The following is a 19,419-nucleotide window of genomic DNA, read 5'->3' as shown; positions in this document are numbered from 1 at the left end:
GGGAACACCTTCGCCTGACCGACCCTGGTGCCCGACCGACAGTGGTGCCTGACCGACCAACGTGGCTGATGGGCGAGTCCTAATTGTCTTTGTCGTCGTCCTTTTTATCGTCGTCAGACTTCTTGTCCTTGGAGTCGTCCTTCTCGTCTTTCTTGTCTTCCTTCGAGCCGGAGTCTTCCTTCTTCTCCTTGCCCTTGGACACGCGGACGATGATGAGCGAGTTCGCGGGCTTAGCCTCGGTGCTCTTCGGGAACTGCGAGACGACCTTGCCCTTGGGGACGTCGTCGGAGAACACCTCGTCCTTGCCGACGCGGAATCCACGCTTGGCCAGGGTCGCATAGGCGGCGTCGAAGGTCAGCCCCTCGACGTTGGGAACCGGGATCGGCGCGACGCCTTTGGACACGACGAGGTCGATCTTCTCGCCTTTCGACAGTTTCGTCCCTGCCTTCTGCGATGCCGAGATGACGGTGTCCTTGGTGACAGTGTCGCTGTACTTCTCTTCGACCTTGCCGACCTTGAGGTTGACCTTCTTCAGCGCAGCTTCAGCTTCGGCGCGGCTCGTTCCTTCGAGTTTCGGGACCGCGAACTTCTCTTCTCCCTTGGACACGACGACGGTGACGGAAGAGTCGGGGGCCAGCTCCGCACCACTGACGGGTTCGGTGCCGATGACAGTCCCGGCGGGAACCTTGTCGTCGAAGACCTCTTTGGGCTCGGCGTTGAGGTCGTTGTCCTCCAGCTGCGAGGTGACTTCCCCGACGGGCTTGCCGGCCAACTCACCGGGGACGATGGATTTCGGTGTGGGCAGGTTCGCCACCACGAACCAGGCGACCAGAGCGAGGACGGCGACCACGGCGACGAGTCCCGTGAGGACGCGACGTCGGCGACGTCGGGCGGGAGAGGCCACCGCCGAGGCTGCGGCGGAGCCGGCGACGACCGCGGCCTTATCGTTGCGGTCGGAATCCGAATGCTGCGACTCCGGTTCGTCGTCGGCGTCCGCTCGGTCAGAGGAGTCGTCCGAAGCGTCCGAGTCTGCAGCGGCGTCGGCAGCGCCTGCGGAATCGGCGCTTGTCGTGTCTGCGTCGGGGGATTCCGAGGCGGCACCGGCACCGGCAACCGCGGCACCGGCTACTCCGACTCCGGCCGCAGCGACGGCGGCCGCGCCGTCAGCACCGTCCGCGTGGTCGTGATCGCCACGACCTGAGTCATCGGAGTCGGCGTCATCGTCAGGATCAGAGTCGTCCGACTCGGTGCCGTCGACCCCGTCGGCATCGTCGTGGGAAGCCTCCTCGGCGGAGGACTCGTCGTCATCGGCATTGTCGGGACCGGCCGCACGGGTGTCCGCCTCGGTGTCGTCCTCTTCGCCTTCGAGATACGGGATCTCGTCGGTGCGGGAGCGCTTCTCCTTCGGCACCTCTTCGCCGAGGTCGATGCTCGCGGTGAGCGCGGGGGAGTGCTCACCGGTGGCGATCTGCGGATCTCCGAGGTCGAGATCGGCCTCGGACATCTCCGCACGTGCTTCGGCCAGGGCCAGACGGAATTCGGCGGCATCGGCAGGGCGGTCTTCGGGGTCCTTCGACGTCGCCCACAGCACGAGTGCGTCCAAGCGCGGACTCAGGCGGGTGACGACGTCCGACGGCGGCGGAACCGTGTCGTGGACGTGACGGTACGCGACCTGGATCGGTACGTCGTCGGTATACGGCTGAGCACCGGTGAGCATCTCGTAGAACATGATGCCGACCGTGTACAGATCGGTGCGGGCATCGGCTCCGGCTCGGGTGACGAGCTCGGGTGCAACATAGCCGACCGTGCCGATGAGGGTCTTGGTCGTCGTCGCCGTGGTCACGGCACGGGCCAGTCCGAAGTCGGCGAGCTTGACCTGACCGTCGGTGCCCAGCAGCACATTGTCGGGTTTGAGATCCCGGTGGATGATCCCGGTCGAGTGCACGGCCTCGAGCGCGGCGAGGATCGCATCGAGGACGACGATCGCCTGTCTGGGCGTGAAGGTTCCGCGGTGCTTGAGCTCGCGGCGCAGCGTCACCGACGGCAGGTATTCCATGACGAGGTAGACGATGTCGCCGTCGCGCGCCTGATCGTGGATGGCCACGAGGTTCGGGTGGGTGAGCCGACCGGCGTTGATGGCCTCCCGACGGAAGCGTTCGACGAAGGTGTCATCGGAGATGAGGTGCTCGTGCATGACCTTGATCGCGATCTCTCGGTCGAGTCGCAGGTCCGTGCCGCGGTAGACCATGGCCATACCGCCGCGGGCGATCTTGGCATCGATGCGGTAGCGGTCATTGAGCACCGTGCCGATGAGGGGGTCTCGGCGCGCGGTCACAGGGCCTCCTCCGAACGCGCACGCTGCAGCTGGACGGCGCGGACGAAGGCCTTCGTCTCCGGCAGAAGCCCGTCGACGCGAACCGAGCGCAGGTCCTGGTAGTAGCCGGCGATGGCTTCGTTGTCCGATTCGGCGGTTTCGATGAGCCAGCCGAGGATGACAGTGCCAGCGACGATATTGTCTTCGATGTCGAGCAGGTCGAGTCCGCGACCGACGATATCGGACGCCCAGCGACCGGATCGGGGAGTGACCTGCATGATTCCGATCGCGTTGCCGGCCGAGACCGTCGTGTGCTGGAATCCGGATTCCGCGGCGGCGACGGCCTGCATGAGGGCGGGATCTGCGCCGAGTTCGACAGCCAGTGAGGCGACGAGCAGCTTCGCCTGAGCCGGGGCCGGATGGCGGCGGTGCAGCAGGGTGTATTTGTTCAGTCGCGCCGCGTGGAGCACCGAGGGGCGGATGCCCTCGACCTGCGCGCTGGCGGCGACGCGGGGGATGTCACGTGGCGCTTCGGGGGCTGTGCGACGCGGGCGGGCCTTCGACGGACGCAGCAGGAGGAGTTCGCCGACCATGATGAACGAGTCATCGCCCATGGCGTTGGCCTGCCGCAGGGTCGCCGGCGAGATTCCATGCCGCGCCGCGATTCCCTGCAGGGTCTCACCGGGCGCGACGACGTGTGAGGGATCGTCATCGGGTAGATCGTTCTTCTCCGGCAGGGACAGGACCTGACCCTGGTGGAGGTTCTGGCGCGGCGAGATGCGGTTGAGTTCTGCCAGCGCAGGCACGGAGACGCCGTGCTTGCTGGCCACACCATAGAGGGTGTCGCCCTGCTTGACCTTGTACGTGCGGCCGCCGTGGGTGACGGGAACGGTGGCACTCGCGGTGCCCGAGATCCACTGCGGACCGGTGCTCGAGGTGGCTGCGTCTTCGTCAGCGGAGCGACGGTCGGATGTGTACTCGACGGCGTCATCGGACTGATCGTCGGGGGATTCGATGGTGGGAGCCATCTCGGTGGGGGAGTCGTTTTCGGGGTCGACCCGTTCGGCTCCTGGGATCGGACCGGTCGAATTCACCTTCGATGCGGCGCGGATGTCAGGAGCGGCGGTGACGGGCCTGTGCCGTCGCGGTCGTGTCATCTGTCACCTGTTGACTTCATGTCGAGTGGGGAAGCTACGGTCTCCAGCCTAACGAGTAGGCGGGCTCGACCCGAGCATTCGGCACCGCATGGCGGGGTGTTTCTGCCGAATATTGCTACGCTTGAGGGCGTGAATACCGAAGAACTCGTCCAGGACTGGGCCCCGCTGCCCGACATCGCAGAGCTCACCGGGCTCGGCATCTCCCAAGTGCGGAGGCTGCTCGAAGACGGCGCCATCTGCGGAATCAAGATCGGCAATCCGAAGGTTCTGCGGGTTCCGTTGGCCTTCTTCGTCGACGGCGAGGTCGTCAAACCGCTCAAGGGCACCCTGCACACCCTCTATGACGCCGGATTCGACTACGAAGAAGCCATCGTGTGGCTCTTCACTCACGACGAGTCCCTGCCCGGCCGACCCATCGACCTGCTTCGCGCCGGCAACAAGAAGGAAGTGCGTCGCCGCGCTCAGGCCCTCGCGTTCTGATCTGGGCTTCCCGCGCAGAGTGAGCGCTTTCAGCCGTAAGCGCCGTGAGCGAACTGATCCGTCGGGTACGCCTGAAGCGGTCTGACGGATTCAGCTGGAGCGGTAGCTCAGGGCTTTCGCGAATCCCTTGAGCCGCTCCTGCGCGGCCGACCCGATGCGCACCTGCGCCGAGGCGGCCGACCGTTCCGCTGATGCTGCACCTGCGGCACCTTCTGCCCACGTATCGACGATCGTCGCTGCGTGGGCATGCTTGTCCGCGATGAAGGATTCGACGGCGGCGAGTCCGCCCGAGTCCGTGATCATGTCAACGCAATCGGCCACCTCGGTGTCGCTGAGATCCGGATCGCCCAATCGTGCGGCGAGGATCTCGAGCTGATCCGCCGAGATCCGGGCCGCGGTCTCGGCGATGAGCACGGTCCGCTTGCCCTCGCGGATATCGTCGCCGGCGGGTTTGCCGGTGGCCGCGGGGTCACCGGCGATGCCGAGCACATCGTCGCGCAGCTGGAACGCCTGTCCGAGCGGAAGGCCGAAAGCGGAGATCTCCTGCAGCTGTTCGGAGTCCGCACCAGCCAGGGCCGCGCCGAGGAGGAGCGGCTGTTCGACCGAATACTTCGCGGACTTATAGCTGAGCACCTCCCATGCGCGGTCGGCGATCCGGTCGTCGCCAAGAGGTATGACCTCGGCGAGCACGTCGAGGTACTGGCCGACCATGACATCGCGGCGCACGGTTCCCCGCAGTTCGAGGGCCGTGCGGCCGTTGCCCAGGGTCTCCTGGGAACGTTCGAAGAGCTCCTCGCTCAGCGCCAGGCAGATATCGCCGATGACGATGGAGGCGGAGACGCCGAAGGACGCGCCGTCGCCATGGAAGCCGAAGCGTTGGTGTCGGGCCTCGAACTGTCGGTGCAGGGCCGGACGGCCGCGACGGGTGTCCGAATTGTCGATGACATCATCATGGATGAGCGCGGCGGCGTGGAGCAGCTCGAGCGAACCGGCTGCCTGAGCCAGACCGACGGTGACGTCGGCTGCAGAGCCGGTTGCCCGGTCGGCTGCGGTCCCGCCTGCCACGCCGGCGCGGAGGTCACCGCCAGCGAGCTGGAAGCCCCACCACAGCAGGACGGGACGGACCCTCTTGCCGCCGCGGGTGAACTCGATGAGCGCATCGCCGATCGCTGTCGCATCGGGTGAGATAGCCTCGAATTCGGCAGCCTTCTCAGCGAGGAAGGCCTCCAGCTGGGCGGACACCTCAGCGGCTATGGACTCGGGAGAGTCGAGGGACTCGACGAGGATGGGAAAGGCGTCGGCCGAGCTGGGAGCGTCGGACGAGGCGGGCGCGGTGGACGGGGCGGACTCAGGGGAGTCGGACGGGGCGGACTCAGGGGAGTCGCCGGTCAACCTTGATCTGCGCGAGGTCATGAACTGATGTTTCCGCCGACGGACACGATCGAATTCGCTTTGTCCTCCGAATCCTCGGCGACCGTGACGACGAGGACGCTGTCATTGTCCTTGTGCTTGAAGTTGACCACGCGGGCGCTCTTCGTCTTCACCTCATCGCCGAGGCGTTCGAAGTCCGCCTTGCCGAGCTCCTTCTCGTAGAACTCGAAGATGTCCTTGGCATCGGCCTTCGCCGTGACGACGAGACTGACCTGCTCGGGCAGCTTCTTGTCCTTGTCGTTGTGAGCCTTGACGATCGAAGCCGAGAGCACCTCGGAATCCGGGTACGCCTTGATGTATTCGGGCAGATCCTTCACATCGTTCGATGTGTCGGGGTCCGAGCCCGTGGCCTCGGTCGATGCTTCGGACGAGGCGGTCTGGTCCTCGGACGGGGACGCGGAAGCCGAGGCCTCCTGAGAAGCCGAAGGGGTCGATTCGGCCTTGTCTCCACCGTTTCCCGAGCAGCCCGCGAGAGCGAACGCGGCAACGATGGGCAGTGTTATGACAGCGGTGCGCGATACCATGCTTCAAGAGTACCTGGACTGTTCGGCGGAGCCGAAAGGAACGAAGGCGAGGGGCAGGCGATGAGTCGGAAGCAGCTGGCGCGATCCGGAGGTGATCTGAGCCGTCTGGGCACGGACGACACCGGTGCCACCATGCTCCACCTCGACATGGACTCGTTCTTCGTCTCCGTCGAGCTGCTCAGCCGCCCGCACCTCGTCGGCCGCCCGGTCATTGTCGGCGGACGCAGCGGACGCGGAGTCGTCGTCTCGGCCAGCTATGAAGCCCGCGAGTTCGGTGTGCATGCGGCGATGCCGATGTCGCGGGCCATGAACCTGTGCCCCGTCGCCGAGGTGATCCCGCCGTCCCACGGCTTGTATTCCTCGTACTCCCGCCAAGTCTTCGATCTCGTCGCCAGGGTGACCCCCGATGTGCGGCAGGTCAGCGTCGACGAAGCCTATATCGACGTCTCCGGAGCCGTGCGCCGGCTCGGCTCTCCGGTGGAGATCACCACGCAGCTGCGCGCCCAGATCCAGGAGCGCACCGGTCTGAGCGCCTCGGTCGGCATCGCCGTCAGCCGCGTCGTGGCCAAACTCGCCTCGACCAGGGCGAAGCCGAACGGTCAGCTGCTCGTGCCCGCGGCCGCGACCCAGGAGTTCCTCGACCCGATGCCGATCGAAGCGCTGCCCGGCGTGGGGGAGAAGACTCAGGAGGGGTTCTTCCGCTACGGAATCCGCCTCATCGGCGACCTCGCCGCAGTCGACGAGGATTGGGCCGCACGTGTCTTCGGTGCGCACGGCCATCAGCTGTGGCGAGCTGCCCACGGTCAGGACTCGTCCGGTTTCGACCACCAGGCCAAGGAGCACTCGATCAGTGCGGAGAACACCTTCGGCGAGGACATCTGGGACATCGCCGTGCTCGAGCACGAACTGCTGCGCCTCGCCGACAAGGTAGCCTACCGAGTCCGTGCGGAGGGAAAGGTCGTCACAAGCCTCGGACTGAAGTACCGCCTCGGCGATTTCACGACTCTGTCGAGGTCTGTGACTCTGTCGGCACCGACTGATCTGGCCCGGGAGATGTACGAGGCGCTGCGGCCGGCCCTGCGCAAGCTGCGTGAGCAGCGTCCCCAGGGAGTCAGGCTGCTCGGCGTCCGCGCCGCCGGCCTCAGCGATTTCGCCGTCACCGGGCGGCAGGCCACCTTGGACGAACCAGTTCATTCCGGACGTGAAGCCGAGGTCGCCCTCGACGAGGTGAGGCGGCGATTCGGCAGCGAAGCGATCTCTCAGGCCTCACTTCTGCGCAAGCGTCCCGAGGCCTGAGACCGGGTGAGCGGGAGCACAGTCTGAAGACCCCGTGGGAATCCTGCTCCTGACGGCCCCCGGAGATGTTTTTTCAAGCCTCAGAGACTATGATTGTGGGAAAGACTTGAGTAGCGAAACGGGGGTTCGAGATGCCACTCTCCGATCACGAACAGCAGCTGTTGGATCAACTGGAGAAGCAGCTGCGCAGTGAAGACCCTCGTTTTGCCCGGAATATCTCGGAAACCCAGGCCGCGGCCACGGGGCCCGGGTTCTCCGCCAAGCGCTTCGTCCTCGGCATCCTCATCGCTCTCGCCGGACTGGCCGCGACGATCCTCGCGATCTCGCTCGTCTCCAACTCCGCCTGGTGGATCGCCCTCGGCGTCGTCGGCTTCGGCCTCATGGTCACCGGAATGTACTGGGCGTTCAGCCGTCCCGGCCATGTGCACACCACTCAGACGGACTCCCGGACCTCCGGAGCGAAGACCGAGTCCAAGGGCAACTCCGGATTCATGAGCCGAATGGAAGACCGGTGGGAGAAGCGCCAGCGCGGCGAATGATCCTGCTCTCTGCGATCAAGGCACTCTCGACATGAGGGTGCCTTTTTCAATGCCGGTCCGCGTACTCGCCGGTTCTGCCCTTGCTGTCTTTGCCGGCGGCTCCGCCTTCGCCGAGGCAGCGCACTGGCGATCGAGCCGCCGTCGGCTGGGAGCCTGTGATGCCTCTGGTGGCCGGCGACCACGGAGCGATCGACGGTCGATTCCAGGCGTTCGGGCCCTGACCGCGGCAGGCAGAGACGAGACCACAGCCGACAGCGACCAGATCATCATCGTCCTCGGATATGCCAACCGCGGTCAGCGACCGAACGGAATCAACCGGTTCCGGGTCCGCGCGGGTCTGCGGTCGATCGTTCCGGCAGCCCGGTCGACTCTCCTCATCTTCTGCGGAGGCGCCGTCACAGGACGAACACCGGAGGCCCTCATCCTCGAACGCTTCGCCCGGGACGAACTCGGCTACACCGGCCGAGCTGTGCTGGAGGAGCAGAGCACAACGACGTGGGAGAACATAGCCAACGCGATCCCCATCATCGATCGCGAGCTCACCCCGGCCACGACGATCAGCATCGTCTCGAACTCCCACCATGCCGAGAAAGCCCGTGACCACCTGTGGCAGATGCGCCCGGACCTGGCCAGGCGGTTGGTCCGCGGGGGAGACTACCGATTCGGTGAACAGCCGCTGGTGAAGCCCATCGCCGCCGTGCGCGGCCTGCTCGCCCTGCGTGCACTCGATCGAGAGGACTCGAAACGCGCGGCAGGGCGCTGAGGTCCCAGACTCTCGCACTGAGCGCCCAGACTCTGCGAGACAGCGAAGAGGCGGCCCCGCAGGACCGCCTCTTCGCACATCGATCAGGACCGTCAGGTACCGGCCTGGATCGTCAGCTCCTCGTCATTTCGGACGATTGAACAGGCTGGCCGGCCAGATCTTCGCAGAGATCCGACTGCCCGGCGTGGCCCTCTCCGACAGGTCCGTCCTCACCTCGTCGACGAGCGCACTTACCTCCGAGTCATCGAGCGACTCGGGAGCGGCACCGTAGCGCTGAGCTTCGAGGGCATCGACGAACGCTCCGAGCGCAGAGTCATCACGACCCGACTCGGACGGACGTGACGGGGCCGGACTGCTCAAGCGCCGCAACCGTTCGTCCGAACGATCGAACGTCGAGGAACCGGCTGCATTCTCACCGGCGGCACCGGAACCGGCAGCCGCCTCGGCGGCGGACTTTCGGATCGGTTCGCCGGTGTCCGCATCGATCTCCGGTGCCGTGGGGCCAGCATCCGCATCGGTCGAGCTCGCGGCATCCGCAGCCTCGGTGCCACCACCGCCGGCGGCACCGGCAGCTCCGGCCGCTGGGACGGCACCGGCGAGCACGAGCTCGTTGAAGCGCAGGGTCCGGCTCGAATCCAAGCTCTGCCCGTAGTCGGTGGCCAGAGCACGGACCTCTGTCCACACTGCCTCGAGGTTCTGCGGATCCTTCGTCCGGCGCGAGCGCAGGATCGAACGCCAGATCGCGGGCAGTGCGGCGAGCAGCAGCAGGACGAGCACGATGGCTGCGATGCCGAAGACAGTGCCGAAGTTCGAACCAACCGGCTCTGCGGCCTGAGTGCTCGTCCCCTCCTCGGTGGGTTCCTCGGAGCCACCGGTCGGCGAAGCAGATTCGGTCGGCTCTTCGCTCGGGCTCGCAGACTCCGACTCGTCGCCCTCCTCCTGCTGGTCGGCGCCATCGGCGAGGGTCCACTTCGGCGGATCGCCGGCGGGACCGCCGGGGGTGGGTTCGAAGCGGACCCAACCGGCACCTTCGAAGTAGAGTTCCGGCCAGGCATGCGAATCCTGCATGCTCACGTCGATGCCGTTCTCGGCTTCGTCCCCGCCGGCGTATCCGACGCCGATGCGGGCCGGAATTCCCATCGTCCGGGCCATGATCGTCATGGCCGAGGAGAACTGGACGCAGTAGCCCTGCTTATCGGCCAGGAAGTCCGAGATCGCGTCGCCGCTGGCCCGTTCGGGGGCATCGAGCGAATACTCGAAGTCGCCGCCGCGGAAGTACGCCTGCAGCATGACTGCGGCCTCCCACTGGTTATCCGCATCGGCGGTGACCCGCTCTGCGGTCTCCTTCACGCTGGTCGGCAGGGAATCGGGGACGGCGAGTTCGGTCTCGAAGTCGCTCTCGGACACCGGAGTCGCCGACTGCAGATCCTCGACGTCGGGATTCGGGGACAGATAGTCCATCGAATACTGCAGTCCACCGGTCTTCTCACCGTTGCCGACGACCGTCAGGGTCTTCTCGTCGAAGATCCACCGACGACTCAGATCCTTCGGCTGCTGCGGAGCATACGGAGACGGCAGGTACTGCTGGTCGTAGTTGTCGCCGACGGCGACGCTGATCGTCTGCTCCTTGAAGTTCTTGTCCCGCGGCATCCCCGCGGGCCATGGCATTCCGTCGGCGGCGATCGCGAACGGATCGAGGCTGAACGGGCTCGGTGCCCAGTTCTCACCGTCGAAGTCGTCGATCGAGGTCAACCGGATCGGATCCGCGTCCTCGTCCGTCGTCTGGTAGCTGAACAGCGTCGTGTCATCCCGGTCACCGAGGTTCTGGCGCAGGTTGAGGAATGGGTTCGTCACCGTCAGGTCGCCCTGGCCCTTCGACGCCCGGTCGGGCAGGGTGGGCACCGGGGGCAGCAGAATGGGCAGGCCGATGCCGATCGCCAGAGCCAGAGCTCCGGCGAGGATCGCCGTCATGCCTCCGCGCCACCGGGTCGCGGGCAGATAGGGGCTGAGCATGAGCAGCAGGAACGCCGCGAGGATCGCGACGATGTGCCACCACTTCACCTCCTGCGCGGCGAAGTAGACGGGGATCATCCACAGCACCAGCAGCAGCACACCGCCGACCTTCGGCGCCCGCAGATCCGAGACGAGGCCGTCGATGAGGATCGTGATGAGGGTGAAGGCGATCGTGAGCATCGCGATGAAGCCCGGTGTGCTCGCCGCCGGGGGAGCGGTCGCGTAGAGGTCGCTGACCCCCTCGGAGGGCAGATCGATCACCGTTCCGAAGGACTCACCGGTCGGGATGAACCCGAGCAGCAGCGAATCCCCGGCACAGACGATGAAGACCGCGATGAGACCGGCCACACACTGGGCGATGACCGCGGTTCCGGTCGAGCGCAGTGCCGGAACGGTGCGGAACACGGCGCCGACGATGACGACGACGGCGACGGCGACCAGGACGGGCGAGACCCAGGCGAAGTCCTTGAAGACCGCCGATACGGCGACAACGGTCAGGGCCATGGCGACGAAGACGACGATCGCCTCGAGCCAACCCGTGCTGGGACGCTCATCGCCCGTCGACACGGGTGCCGAATAGTCGTTCGCCGCAGACTCGGAATCGGCTCCGCGCGGACGTGTGTCAGGAGTATTCAGACTCATCGGCGCACCCCCTGCGGAGTCGAGCTCGCGCCACCCGGGGCCGCGGACGCGCTGCCGGCGCCGGCAGTTCCCGGTCCGGGCTCGGCCGAGGTCCGTCCGGTGCCGCTGCGAGAGCGCTTGGACTCGAACGTCGTCCACGACTCCGGCAGGTCCTCGCTGAGACCGAGCATCGTCAGATCGTCGATCTCGCTGAGGGTGCGCAGAGTCACCGGCACGCGGCGGGAGAAGTGCGAGGCGAGTTCCTGCCCGCGCTGATCGCCGACGGAGCAGATGACGATGTGGTTGGGGTTGTCGTGCGAGGGCAGTTCGACCCGGCCCGGGCGCACAAGGGCGGAGAGCAGACGCAGCTTGTCGATCTCGCGGGCTCCTTTGAATCTGATCTGGTGTCCGGGAGCGACGACGTTGACCTCGTAGTCGGCCTTGAGGAACGCGGTTCCGGCCGCGGTCGCCGCGGCCAGCAGGAACTCGATCTCGAGATCACTCGGCTCCTCGGCGCCCTCATCGGCGACGAGGTCGATGAGGATGAGCGAATGGAGCGTCTCCTCATCGGCTTCGTGTCGGACCATGAGCTCGCCGGACTTCGCCGTCGAAGGCCAATGCACGTGCCGGAGGTCATCGCCGGGCACGTACTCACGTGTGTGGAAGTCCCGAGTGGTATGACCGGTGCGGACCTTCCCGTCGTCGAGGCGGGCGGGCCGGATCGACGAATCCTGCGGGATGCGCGCGGGCAGGATCGGCACGGATACGGCCACGGGGAAGGCCCCGTGGACCTTCTTCTTCATCTTCACCAGGCCGAAGGGGCCGAACACGGTGATGAGGACCGAGTCGATTCCGGAGACACCGCGGCGATTGGGGGTGAACGACGTCAGCACTGTCTGCGATGCCCCGTGGGCCAGAGCCGGAACATCACCGGAGGTGGAGTCGCCGAATCCCTCGGCCGGAGTGAAATCGATCGTCGCGGCGGGAATCGCGAGCTGGCCGATATTGGTCACGCGCGCCTGGACTTCGACCTCTTTGCCTTCGGCGGCCAGCGGGTAGCGGTCTCCCGAAGGAGACAGCGCCACTTCGTGGAGGTTCGTGCTCATCGCGATCGACACCCGACGGGTGCCCCACAGGATGAGCAGCGCCGAGAGCAGGACCAGGCCGAGCAGCAGCAGACCGGCCGGCAGCAGGCCGGGCAGCGCGAAGCGGTAGGCCGTGATGATCAGGGCCGCCCCGGCCAGGACGAAGATGATGCCCGAAGTGCTCAGTCGCATGCGGTCACTGGTTCGCCGAGACGGGCACGCGAGACAGCACCCGACCGATCAGGTCGGCAGCCAGGTCTGCGTCGTCTCCGTCGCGGGGGATGATGCGGTGGGCGAGGATGTACGGGGCCAGGGCCTGCACATCGTCGGGGGTGACGAAGGTGCGACCCGACAGGGCCGCGCGAGCCTTCGCCGCCCGCAGCAGATGGACGCCGCCGCGCGGGGAGCTGCCGAGCAGGATCGCCTGATCGTTGCGGGTGGCGTGGAGGATCGCCACGATGTACTCGCGCAGCTGCCTGCTCGCGGAGACATGGCGGACGATGGTGCGGGCCTGAGTGATCTGTTCGAGGTTCGTCACCGCGGCAGCGGTCTCGAGGGGATCGTTCTGGATCTGGTTGTCCAGCAGATCGACCTCATCGGACGTTGCCGGATATCCCAGAGAGATGCGGGTGAGGAAGCGGTCGCGCTGGGCCTCGGGCAGAGCGTAGGTGCCCTCCATGTCGATCGGGTTCTGAGTGGCGACGACGATGAACGGCGTGGGCATCGGATAGGTCTGCCCGTCGATCGTCGCCTGGCCCTCCGCCATGCACTCGAGCATCGCCGACTGCGTCTTCGGAGACGCGCGGTTGATCTCGTCGGCGATGACGATGTTCGCGAACACCGGTCCCTGTCGGAACTCGAAGTGACGAGTCTCCTGGTTGAACAGGTTCACGCCCACGACGTCGGTGGGCAGCAGGTCCGGAGTGAACTGGATGCGGCGTACGGAACCGTCGACGACCTTGCCCATGGCACGGGCCAACAGGGTCTTGCCGACGCCGGGGACGTCTTCGAGGAGGACGTGTCCGCCGGCGAGCAGTGCGATGAGCGAGAGCCCGACGGCCTCATCCTTGCCCTCGAGCACCGAGTTCATCGCGGTGCGTGCCCGCGAGGTCAGATTCTGCACCCACTCGATGTGTTCGGCGCCGATCACGGAATTGGTCTGTGTACCTTCTTGGCTGGTCGACATACCCTCCATTGTCCCTTAAAGCCCGCACCCCAGCCACACGAGTTTCTTTCAGCTTCGTCACTGCCTTCTCCTCCCCACTCCCACGCCCTCCCCGAGGCGCCCCACCCCACTCCCCACCACTCTCCCCACTTTCCTCCACGCGGACCCTCCACTTTCCTCCCCACTCGCCTCCACCTCGGCGCGGGTCTCGCCCGTGATCCCCGGATTCTCGCGCTTCTGTGCCGTCCTCATCGTCCTCGCCGAGGCGGCCCACCGCCTTCGCGGGCCCGCCGTTCTTCCCGCGTCCGACACTCCCGCGACGCGCTCTCGAGAAATTTTCCCCACTTTCCTCCACCTATCTGACCTGGGAAAACGATGGATCCGGAGCATCGATAGGGCGAAGAGCTGGAATCTGTGGAGGGAAGTGGAGTACTGTGGTTGCTATCGGAGCCGATGGGTTTCGAAAGGGGTGAGACGACATGTTCTTGGGCACTCATATGCAGAAGCTCGACGACAAAGGTCGCCTCATCCTGCCCGCAAAGTTCCGCGAGGAGCTGTCGCCCGGACTCGTTCTGACCCGTGGCCAGGAGAACTGCCTCACCCTGTTCCCCACCACGGAGTTCGAAGCCGAGCACGCGCGAATCCAGAATGCGCCGAAGACGAATAAGGAAGCCCGCGATTACCAGCGTGTGTTCCTGTCGGCGGCATCTGCGGAACAACCGGACAAACAGGGACGCATCACGGTCCCGAACATATTGCGGCAGTACGCATCACTTGATCGGGAAGTCGCAGTGATCGGCATGGGCAACCGGGTCGAGATCTGGGATGCACCGACCTGGGAGGACTACCTCGTCGGCGCTCAGCAGGCCTTCGCCGAACGCGAGGAGGAGGTGATCCCCGGAGTGATCTGATTCTGCTCGGGTTTGATCCTTGCCCGCCGTGCTCGAGTTTCGGGGAACTTCCCCGTTTCCGAAGCTCGGACGTCCTGACACACTTCCCCGGTGGCAGGGCCACGGCGGTCAAGGTTCTGGCTCCAGCAGCGCAACCCCGACCACCCTCGTATGAAGGACCCACGAATGACAGCTCAGCACGTACCGGTGCTCCTGACGCGCGTGGTCGAACTCATCGGCGTCGGAGTCGGAGCCGCCAGAGAGGCCGGACTCACCCCGGTCGTCGTCGACGGCACACTCGGAATGGGCGGTCACGCCGAAGCCGTCCTCACGGCCTTCGACGATGTCCACCTCGTCGGCATCGACCGTGATCTGCAGGCCATCGACATCGCCACGAAACGCCTGGCTCGCTTCGCTGACCGCATCGATATCGTCCACGCAGTCGACGACGAGCTGCCCGACGTCCTCGACGACCTCGGCATCTCAGAGATCAGTGCGATCCTGCTCGACCTGGGAGTGTCCTCACTGCAGCTCGACGAGGACGAACGCGGATTCTCCTACTCCCGGCCGGCGCCCCTGGACATGCGCATGGACCGCACCCAAGAGCTCACGGCGGAGAAAGTGCTGGCCACCTACTCGGAATCCGAGCTGCGCCGCATCCTCCGCGAATACGGAGAGGAGAAGCTGGCCGGCAAGATCGCGAAGATCATCGTCACCGACCGAGTCGACACCCCGTGGGAGACCTCGGACCAGCTCGCGGCCATGCTCTCCCGAGTGATCCCGCAGACGAAAAAGAAGTCGCATCCCGCCAAACGCACCTTTCAGGCCCTGCGCATCGAGGTCAACGACGAGCTCGGGGTGCTGCGTACCGCACTGCCGGCGGCACTGGAAGCGCTGCACATCGGGGGAGTGGCCGTCATCGAGTCCTACCAGTCATTGGAGGACACGATCGTGAAGAAGACCTTCCGAGCGGCCACGACCTCCTCGGCGCCGCCGGATCTGCCGGTCGTGCCCGAAGAGCACCAGCCCTGGCTGACCGAGATCATCCGGGGCGCCGAAATGGCTGATGAGCAAGAAGCAGAGACCAACCCGCGGGCGGCAAGCGTCCGACTGCGGGCAGTGCAGAAGACCAGGGAGGCACGATCGTGAGGAATTCCCAGGCGACCGCGGGTCAGCCCCACTTCACCGAACGCTCCCGCCGGCTCGAAGAGGCCGGTGGTCAGCAGGGCGGAGCCAAGCTGCGGCTGCTCAAGTTCGAACTGCCGAAGTCCCGTCTGCCCTTCTCCATGCTGTGCGTGGGGATCCTGCTGGCCACCCTCGTGGCCGTGCTGCTGCTCAATATCTTCGTCGCCAACACCTCCTACAAGGTCGACCAGCTGACGAGCGAGAAGGAAGCCCTGGCCGAGCAGAAGGACCGCCTCGTCGAGGACAACTCGTACCGCGAGTCCCCGCAGAACATCGCCTTGGCCGCCGAAGAACTCGGCCTCGTCCGTGATTCCTCACCGGAATTCCTCGACGCGGAGGCCGGGAAGATGATCGACGCCCCCGGAATCGACGTCAGCGGTGAGAAAGAGCCCACAGTCGTGCCCGGCCCGCGCGCCGATACACGCGATGACATCCGACCCAATCTACGATCGGATGAGAAGCTCCCGGTCGTCGGGGGCAGCCCGAGCCAGGACGTGGCGGCTCCCAGCCAGGAGGCGCCGAAGTAGTCCGAGCTCACCGGGACCAGGGAACGGCCTGACCGAAACATTCGCCGACCACACCAAGGACCGAGGACTCCAGCTATGGGCTCAGCCAAGACCCGACTGAAGAAGAAGCGCAAGGGCGGTGGCCCCAATCTGCGTTGGCGGATGGGCTTCATCGCCGCGGTGTCGGTCCTCGTCCTCCTCATCACCTCCGTCCGCCTCGTCTCGATCCAGGGTATGGACTCGATGAAGCTGGCGGAGAAGGCGCTGTCGAATCGACTCGTCACCCGGACTCTGCCTGCCGATCGCGGACAGATCCTGGCTGCCGACGGCACCGTGCTCGCCGACAGCGTCTCCCGCTACCAGCTCGTCGTCGATCAGCAGAATGTCGCCCAGTACGAAGTCGACGGCAAACTCGTCGGAGCCTGGGGCGCGGCCGAAGCGCTGTCGAAGCCGCTGAAGACCGACCCCGGTGTGCTCTATCCGAAGCTCGTCGGCGACAAACGCTGGAACCCCGTCGCCAAGGGGCTGACCGCGGAGACCTGGCGTGCAGTGAAGAAGCTCGAGGTCCTCGGCATCTCCGCCGAGGAGTACTCGGTGCGCTCGTACCCGGCCGGAGGCGTCGCCGGCAACCTCGTCGGGTTCCTCAGCTCCGACGGCACGGCCCAGGCCGGTCTCGAATCGGCCTATGACGAACAGCTGTCGGGCAAGGACGGCCAGCAGCAGTACGAACGCGGAGCACGCGGAGAGATCATCCCGCTCGGCGACAACAACATGAAGGACGCCGTCGACGGCCAGGGTCTGCAGACGACGATCGACCCGGCGATGCAGTACTACGCTCAGCAGGCGATCGAAGAGCAGAGGAAGAAGCACGAAGCCGAATCCGCGTCGATCGTCATCAAGGAGATCAAGACGGGACGCATCATCACCGCCGCGGATGCTCCCACCGTCGACCCGAACTCTCCGGGCAAGGTCGACGGCCCCGACCGCGGATCGCGCATCTTCACCGACATGTTCGAACCCGGTTCGACCGCGAAGATGGTCACCGCCGCAGCGCTGCTCGACAAGGGACTCGTCACTCCCGAACAGGAGTTCACCGTCCCTGACAAGTGGAAGGCGCCGAACGACGAGGAGTTCCGCGACTCCCACGAGCACCCCGATGAGAAGCTCACCTTCGCCGGAATCCTCGCCGAGTCCTCGAACACCGGCACCGTGCTGGCGGGCAAGGAACTCACCGAGGCCCAGCGCTACGAATACATGAAGAAGTTCGGCTTCGGCACCAGCTCGGGAATCGACTTCCCCGCCGAGACCTCGGGCATCCTGCATCCGTACGAGGAGTGGGACGGACGCACGAAGTACACCGTGATGTTCGGTCAGGGTGTGGCCGCGAACGCGATCCAGACGACCGATGTCATCTCCACCATCGCCAACGGGGGAGTCCACGTGCCTTCCCGCCTCGTCGACGGAATGATCTCCCCGAACGGACGCACCATCTCCACCCCCGCAGGAGAGAAGGAACGCGTCGTCAGCAAGAAAGCTGCCGACGAGACCCTGCGGATGCTCGAAGGCGTCGTCGCCGAAGGCACAGGAAAGTCCGCCCAGGTCTCCGGCTACAGAGTCGCCGGAAAGACCGGCACCGCGCAGGCACCGGCAGCCGAGGGCGGAGGCTATGACGGATACACCGCCTCCTTCGTCGGCGTCCTGCCCGCCGAAGATCCCGAACTCGCGATCTCCGTGACATTGCAACGTCCTCGGAACGGCTACTACGGTGGACAGGCCGCAGCCCCCGTCTTCTCCGATGTCGCGGGCTTCGCCATGCGGCATCTCAAGATCCCACCGTCGACGCAGAAGCCCGACCTGCCCGCTCGAGAATGGAAATGATGCGCTTTTCACAGCTGCTGCCGATCGCACCCGGCACCCTCCACGGTGACCCCGACACAGAGGTCACCGGAGTCTCCCACGACTCGCGAGCGGTCTCACCGGGTCAGCTCTACGCTGCCCTGCCTGGAGCGAACGTCCACGGTGCGAAATTCGCCCCCGAGCTGATCCGCGGCGGGGTCGACGCCATCCTCACCGACGACGCCGGCTGGCAGCTCATCACCGAAGCGCTGAGCACGGACGAAGCGGACCGGGACCTGCTCGCCGGAGTCACAGCTCTCATCGTCGAAGCACCCCGCGCCGTGCTCGGGTTCGTCTCCGCCGCCGTCTACGGGACCACCTCGGTGCCGGAGCTCATCGGAGTCACGGGAACGAACGGGAAGACGACGACGACCTATCTGGCCGACGGGATGCTCGCGGCACTGGGCCATCGCACCGCCGTCATCGGCACGGTCGCCATCCTCATCGCCGGCGATACGGTGCCCAGCGTGCGCACGACTCCGGAAGCCCCCGAACTGCACGCCCTGTTTGCGAAGATGCGTGCGGCCGAGGTCGACACCTGTGCGATGGAGGTCTCCTCCCACGCGCTCAGCCAGCACCGCGTCGACGGGGCCCACTTCAGCGTGGCAGGGTTCACGAATCTGTCCCAGGATCACCTCGACTTCCACAACACGATGGAGGAGTACTTCGAGGCGAAGGCCCAACTGTTCACCCGCACATTCTCCGACAAGGCCGTCATCGTCGTCGAAGACGAATGGGGCGAGCGGATGACAGAGGCCGCGCAGGTGCCCGTGCGCACTCTGGGACGCGACGAACGCAGCCAGTGGCGCATCGAACACACTCCGGGCGAAGCGGACTTCGTGCTCCACCTCGGCGCCGGTGAGAGCATCAGACTCCGCTCACCGCTGCCGGGCGATTTCAACGTCACGAATACGGCCCTGGCGGCCTCGATGCTCATCGAGGCCGGCATCAGTGCCGAAGAGATCGATGCGATCGGTCGCAGCTTCGCGGCCACGGTGCCCGGACGGATGGAGATCATCGACGTCTCCGGACCGCGGGCGCTGGGCGAATCCCACCCGGAGATCCTGCCGCGGGCCATCGTCGACTATTCGCACACCCCCGACGCGATCGCGAAGGCGCTGGCGACGCTCCACGCCGACTCCGATGAGCTCATCATCGTCTTCGGTGCCGGCGGCGACCGCGACCGCGGCAAACGCTTCGGCATGGGCCAGGCAGCGGCGCGTGAGGCCGATGTGATCGTTCTCACCGACGACAATCCGCGCACCGAGGATCCCGACACGATCCGGGACGCTATCAGGCAGGGAATCGACGCCGAGGTGGATGCGGGACGGGCCCGTGTGAAAAAGATCATCGAGGTCCCCGACCGCGGTGCCGCCATCGATGAGGCGATTGCCGAAGCAGACGCCTCGGCGACCGTGCTCATCGCGGGCAAGGGGCATGAGACAGGCCAGACCGTGGGCACCACGGTCACCGATTTCGACGACCGGGCCAGGACACGCTCAGCGCTGTCCATGCGACTGGGCGGCGCACAACCAGGTAAAGTTCACAGATGAT

16 protein-coding genes are annotated in these 19,419 nt (G+C 65.9%); 9 read left to right on the top strand and 7 right to left on the bottom strand.

What is annotated here, in order from left to right:
• Positions 1-79: 79 nt before the first annotated feature.
• Positions 80-2,335 carry a protein kinase domain-containing protein gene (locus LJ362_RS10065; RefSeq protein ID WP_264798912.1) on the bottom strand — a complete coding sequence of 752 codons (2,256 nt, stop codon included), beginning with the start codon at positions 2,333-2,335 and terminating at the stop codon, positions 80-82.
• A complete protein-coding gene (locus LJ362_RS10060) occupies positions 2,332-3,471 on the bottom strand; it encodes a LysM peptidoglycan-binding domain-containing protein (RefSeq protein WP_264798910.1) in 1,140 nt (379 codons plus the stop codon). Before LJ362_RS10060 ends, LJ362_RS10065 begins: the two co-directional genes overlap by 4 nt.
• Positions 3,472-3,600: 129 nt before the next feature.
• Here LJ362_RS10060 and LJ362_RS10055 point away from each other — a divergent pair, with 129 nt between their 5' ends.
• Positions 3,601-3,951, top strand: coding sequence for an Rv2175c family DNA-binding protein (locus LJ362_RS10055; RefSeq protein ID WP_264798908.1), 351 nt, complete (start codon positions 3,601-3,603; stop codon positions 3,949-3,951).
• Between the two features lie 90 nt (positions 3,952-4,041).
• On the opposite strand, the gene LJ362_RS10050 is transcribed toward LJ362_RS10055, so the two are convergent.
• Together LJ362_RS10050 and LJ362_RS10045 are read right to left on the bottom strand one after the other, a co-directional pair.
• Positions 4,042-5,364, bottom strand: coding sequence for a polyprenyl synthetase family protein (locus LJ362_RS10050; RefSeq protein WP_264798907.1), 1,323 nt, complete (start codon positions 5,362-5,364; stop codon positions 4,042-4,044).
• The gene (locus tag LJ362_RS10045) at positions 5,361-5,906 is read right to left on the bottom strand and encodes a hypothetical protein (RefSeq protein ID WP_264798905.1); all 546 of its coding nucleotides are present in this window, start codon (positions 5,904-5,906) and stop codon (positions 5,361-5,363) included. The genes LJ362_RS10050 and LJ362_RS10045 overlap by 4 nt, the downstream gene beginning before the upstream one ends.
• Positions 5,907-5,966: 60 nt before the next feature.
• On the opposite strand from LJ362_RS10045, the gene dinB reads away from it, so the two are divergent.
• From dinB to LJ362_RS10030, 3 genes are all read left to right on the top strand, one after another.
• Positions 5,967-7,202 carry a DNA polymerase IV gene (gene dinB, locus LJ362_RS10040; RefSeq protein WP_264798904.1) on the top strand — a complete coding sequence of 412 codons (1,236 nt, stop codon included), beginning with the start codon at positions 5,967-5,969 and terminating at the stop codon, positions 7,200-7,202.
• Positions 7,203-7,333: 131 nt separating this feature from the next.
• Positions 7,334-7,741: a DUF3040 domain-containing protein gene (locus LJ362_RS10035; protein WP_264798902.1), complete on the top strand. Its 408-nt coding sequence runs from the start codon at positions 7,334-7,336 to the stop codon at positions 7,739-7,741.
• 49 nt (positions 7,742-7,790) lie between these two features.
• Positions 7,791-8,504 carry a YdcF family protein gene (locus LJ362_RS10030; RefSeq protein ID WP_264798901.1) on the top strand — a complete coding sequence of 238 codons (714 nt, stop codon included), beginning with the start codon at positions 7,791-7,793 and terminating at the stop codon, positions 8,502-8,504.
• Positions 8,505-8,627: 123 nt separating this feature from the next.
• Here LJ362_RS10030 and LJ362_RS10025 read toward each other — a convergent pair whose 3' ends face one another.
• Genes LJ362_RS10025 through LJ362_RS10015 form a run of 3 tightly spaced genes read right to left on the bottom strand, consistent with a single transcriptional unit; the run spans position 8,628 to position 13,409 of the window.
• Positions 8,628-11,159 carry a DUF3488 and transglutaminase-like domain-containing protein gene (locus tag LJ362_RS10025; RefSeq protein WP_264798900.1) on the bottom strand — a complete coding sequence of 844 codons (2,532 nt, stop codon included), beginning with the start codon at positions 11,157-11,159 and terminating at the stop codon, positions 8,628-8,630.
• Positions 11,156-12,415 carry a DUF58 domain-containing protein gene (locus tag LJ362_RS10020; protein WP_264798898.1) on the bottom strand — a complete coding sequence of 420 codons (1,260 nt, stop codon included), beginning with the start codon at positions 12,413-12,415 and terminating at the stop codon, positions 11,156-11,158. The genes LJ362_RS10025 and LJ362_RS10020 overlap by 4 nt, the downstream gene beginning before the upstream one ends.
• Before the next feature lie 4 nt (positions 12,416-12,419).
• The gene (locus LJ362_RS10015) at positions 12,420-13,409 is read right to left on the bottom strand and encodes an AAA family ATPase (protein WP_101546280.1); all 990 of its coding nucleotides are present in this window, start codon (positions 13,407-13,409) and stop codon (positions 12,420-12,422) included.
• 458 nt (positions 13,410-13,867) lie between these two features.
• Between LJ362_RS10015 and mraZ the strand changes: the two genes are divergently transcribed.
• From mraZ to LJ362_RS09990, 5 genes are all read left to right on the top strand, one after another.
• Positions 13,868-14,299: a division/cell wall cluster transcriptional repressor MraZ gene (gene mraZ, locus LJ362_RS10010; RefSeq protein ID WP_025777975.1), complete on the top strand. Its 432-nt coding sequence runs from the start codon at positions 13,868-13,870 to the stop codon at positions 14,297-14,299.
• 165 nt (positions 14,300-14,464) lie between these two features.
• Entirely contained in the window at positions 14,465-15,427 is a 963-nt protein-coding gene (gene rsmH / locus LJ362_RS10005; protein WP_264798895.1) for a 16S rRNA (cytosine(1402)-N(4))-methyltransferase RsmH, read from the top strand.
• The gene (locus tag LJ362_RS10000; RefSeq protein WP_264798893.1) at positions 15,424-15,990 is read left to right on the top strand and encodes a hypothetical protein; all 567 of its coding nucleotides are present in this window, start codon (positions 15,424-15,426) and stop codon (positions 15,988-15,990) included. Before rsmH ends, LJ362_RS10000 begins: the two co-directional genes overlap by 4 nt.
• A 75-nt stretch (positions 15,991-16,065) precedes the next feature.
• Positions 16,066-17,847, top strand: coding sequence for a peptidoglycan D,D-transpeptidase FtsI family protein (locus tag LJ362_RS09995; protein WP_264798891.1), 1,782 nt, complete (start codon positions 16,066-16,068; stop codon positions 17,845-17,847).
• The gene (locus LJ362_RS09990) at positions 17,844-19,418 is read left to right on the top strand and encodes a UDP-N-acetylmuramoyl-L-alanyl-D-glutamate--2,6-diaminopimelate ligase (RefSeq protein WP_264798890.1); all 1,575 of its coding nucleotides are present in this window, start codon (positions 17,844-17,846) and stop codon (positions 19,416-19,418) included. Before LJ362_RS09995 ends, LJ362_RS09990 begins: the two co-directional genes overlap by 4 nt.
• Position 19,419 lies beyond the last annotated feature (1 nt).

Origin of the sequence: Brevibacterium sp. JSBI002 (genome assembly GCF_026013965.1) — a bacterium.
Taxonomy (GTDB): Bacteria; Actinomycetota; Actinomycetes; order Actinomycetales; family Brevibacteriaceae; genus Brevibacterium.
This window is presented reverse-complemented; position numbering and strand designations above follow the sequence as displayed.

Coding starts and splice junctions, on each gene's coding strand:
- rsmH (WP_264798895.1), top strand. CDS start 14,465: ATGACAGCTCAGCACGTACCGGTGCTCCTGACGCGCGTGGTCGAACTC.
- LJ362_RS10060 (WP_264798910.1), bottom strand. CDS start 3,471: ATGACACGACCGCGACGGCACAGGCCCGTCACCGCCGCTCCTGACATC.
- dinB (WP_264798904.1), top strand. CDS start 5,967: ATGAGTCGGAAGCAGCTGGCGCGATCCGGAGGTGATCTGAGCCGTCTG.
- LJ362_RS10030 (WP_264798901.1), top strand. CDS start 7,791: ATGCCGGTCCGCGTACTCGCCGGTTCTGCCCTTGCTGTCTTTGCCGGC.
- LJ362_RS10050 (WP_264798907.1), bottom strand. CDS start 5,364: ATGACCTCGCGCAGATCAAGGTTGACCGGCGACTCCCCTGAGTCCGCC.
- LJ362_RS10015 (WP_101546280.1), bottom strand. CDS start 13,409: ATGTCGACCAGCCAAGAAGGTACACAGACCAATTCCGTGATCGGCGCC.
- LJ362_RS10020 (WP_264798898.1), bottom strand. CDS start 12,415: ATGCGACTGAGCACTTCGGGCATCATCTTCGTCCTGGCCGGGGCGGCC.
- mraZ (WP_025777975.1), top strand. CDS start 13,868: ATGTTCTTGGGCACTCATATGCAGAAGCTCGACGACAAAGGTCGCCTC.
- LJ362_RS09990 (WP_264798890.1), top strand. CDS start 17,844: ATGATGCGCTTTTCACAGCTGCTGCCGATCGCACCCGGCACCCTCCAC.
- LJ362_RS10035 (WP_264798902.1), top strand. CDS start 7,334: ATGCCACTCTCCGATCACGAACAGCAGCTGTTGGATCAACTGGAGAAG.
- LJ362_RS10025 (WP_264798900.1), bottom strand. CDS start 11,159: ATGAGTCTGAATACTCCTGACACACGTCCGCGCGGAGCCGATTCCGAG.
- LJ362_RS09995 (WP_264798891.1), top strand. CDS start 16,066: ATGGGCTCAGCCAAGACCCGACTGAAGAAGAAGCGCAAGGGCGGTGGC.
- LJ362_RS10045 (WP_264798905.1), bottom strand. CDS start 5,906: ATGGTATCGCGCACCGCTGTCATAACACTGCCCATCGTTGCCGCGTTC.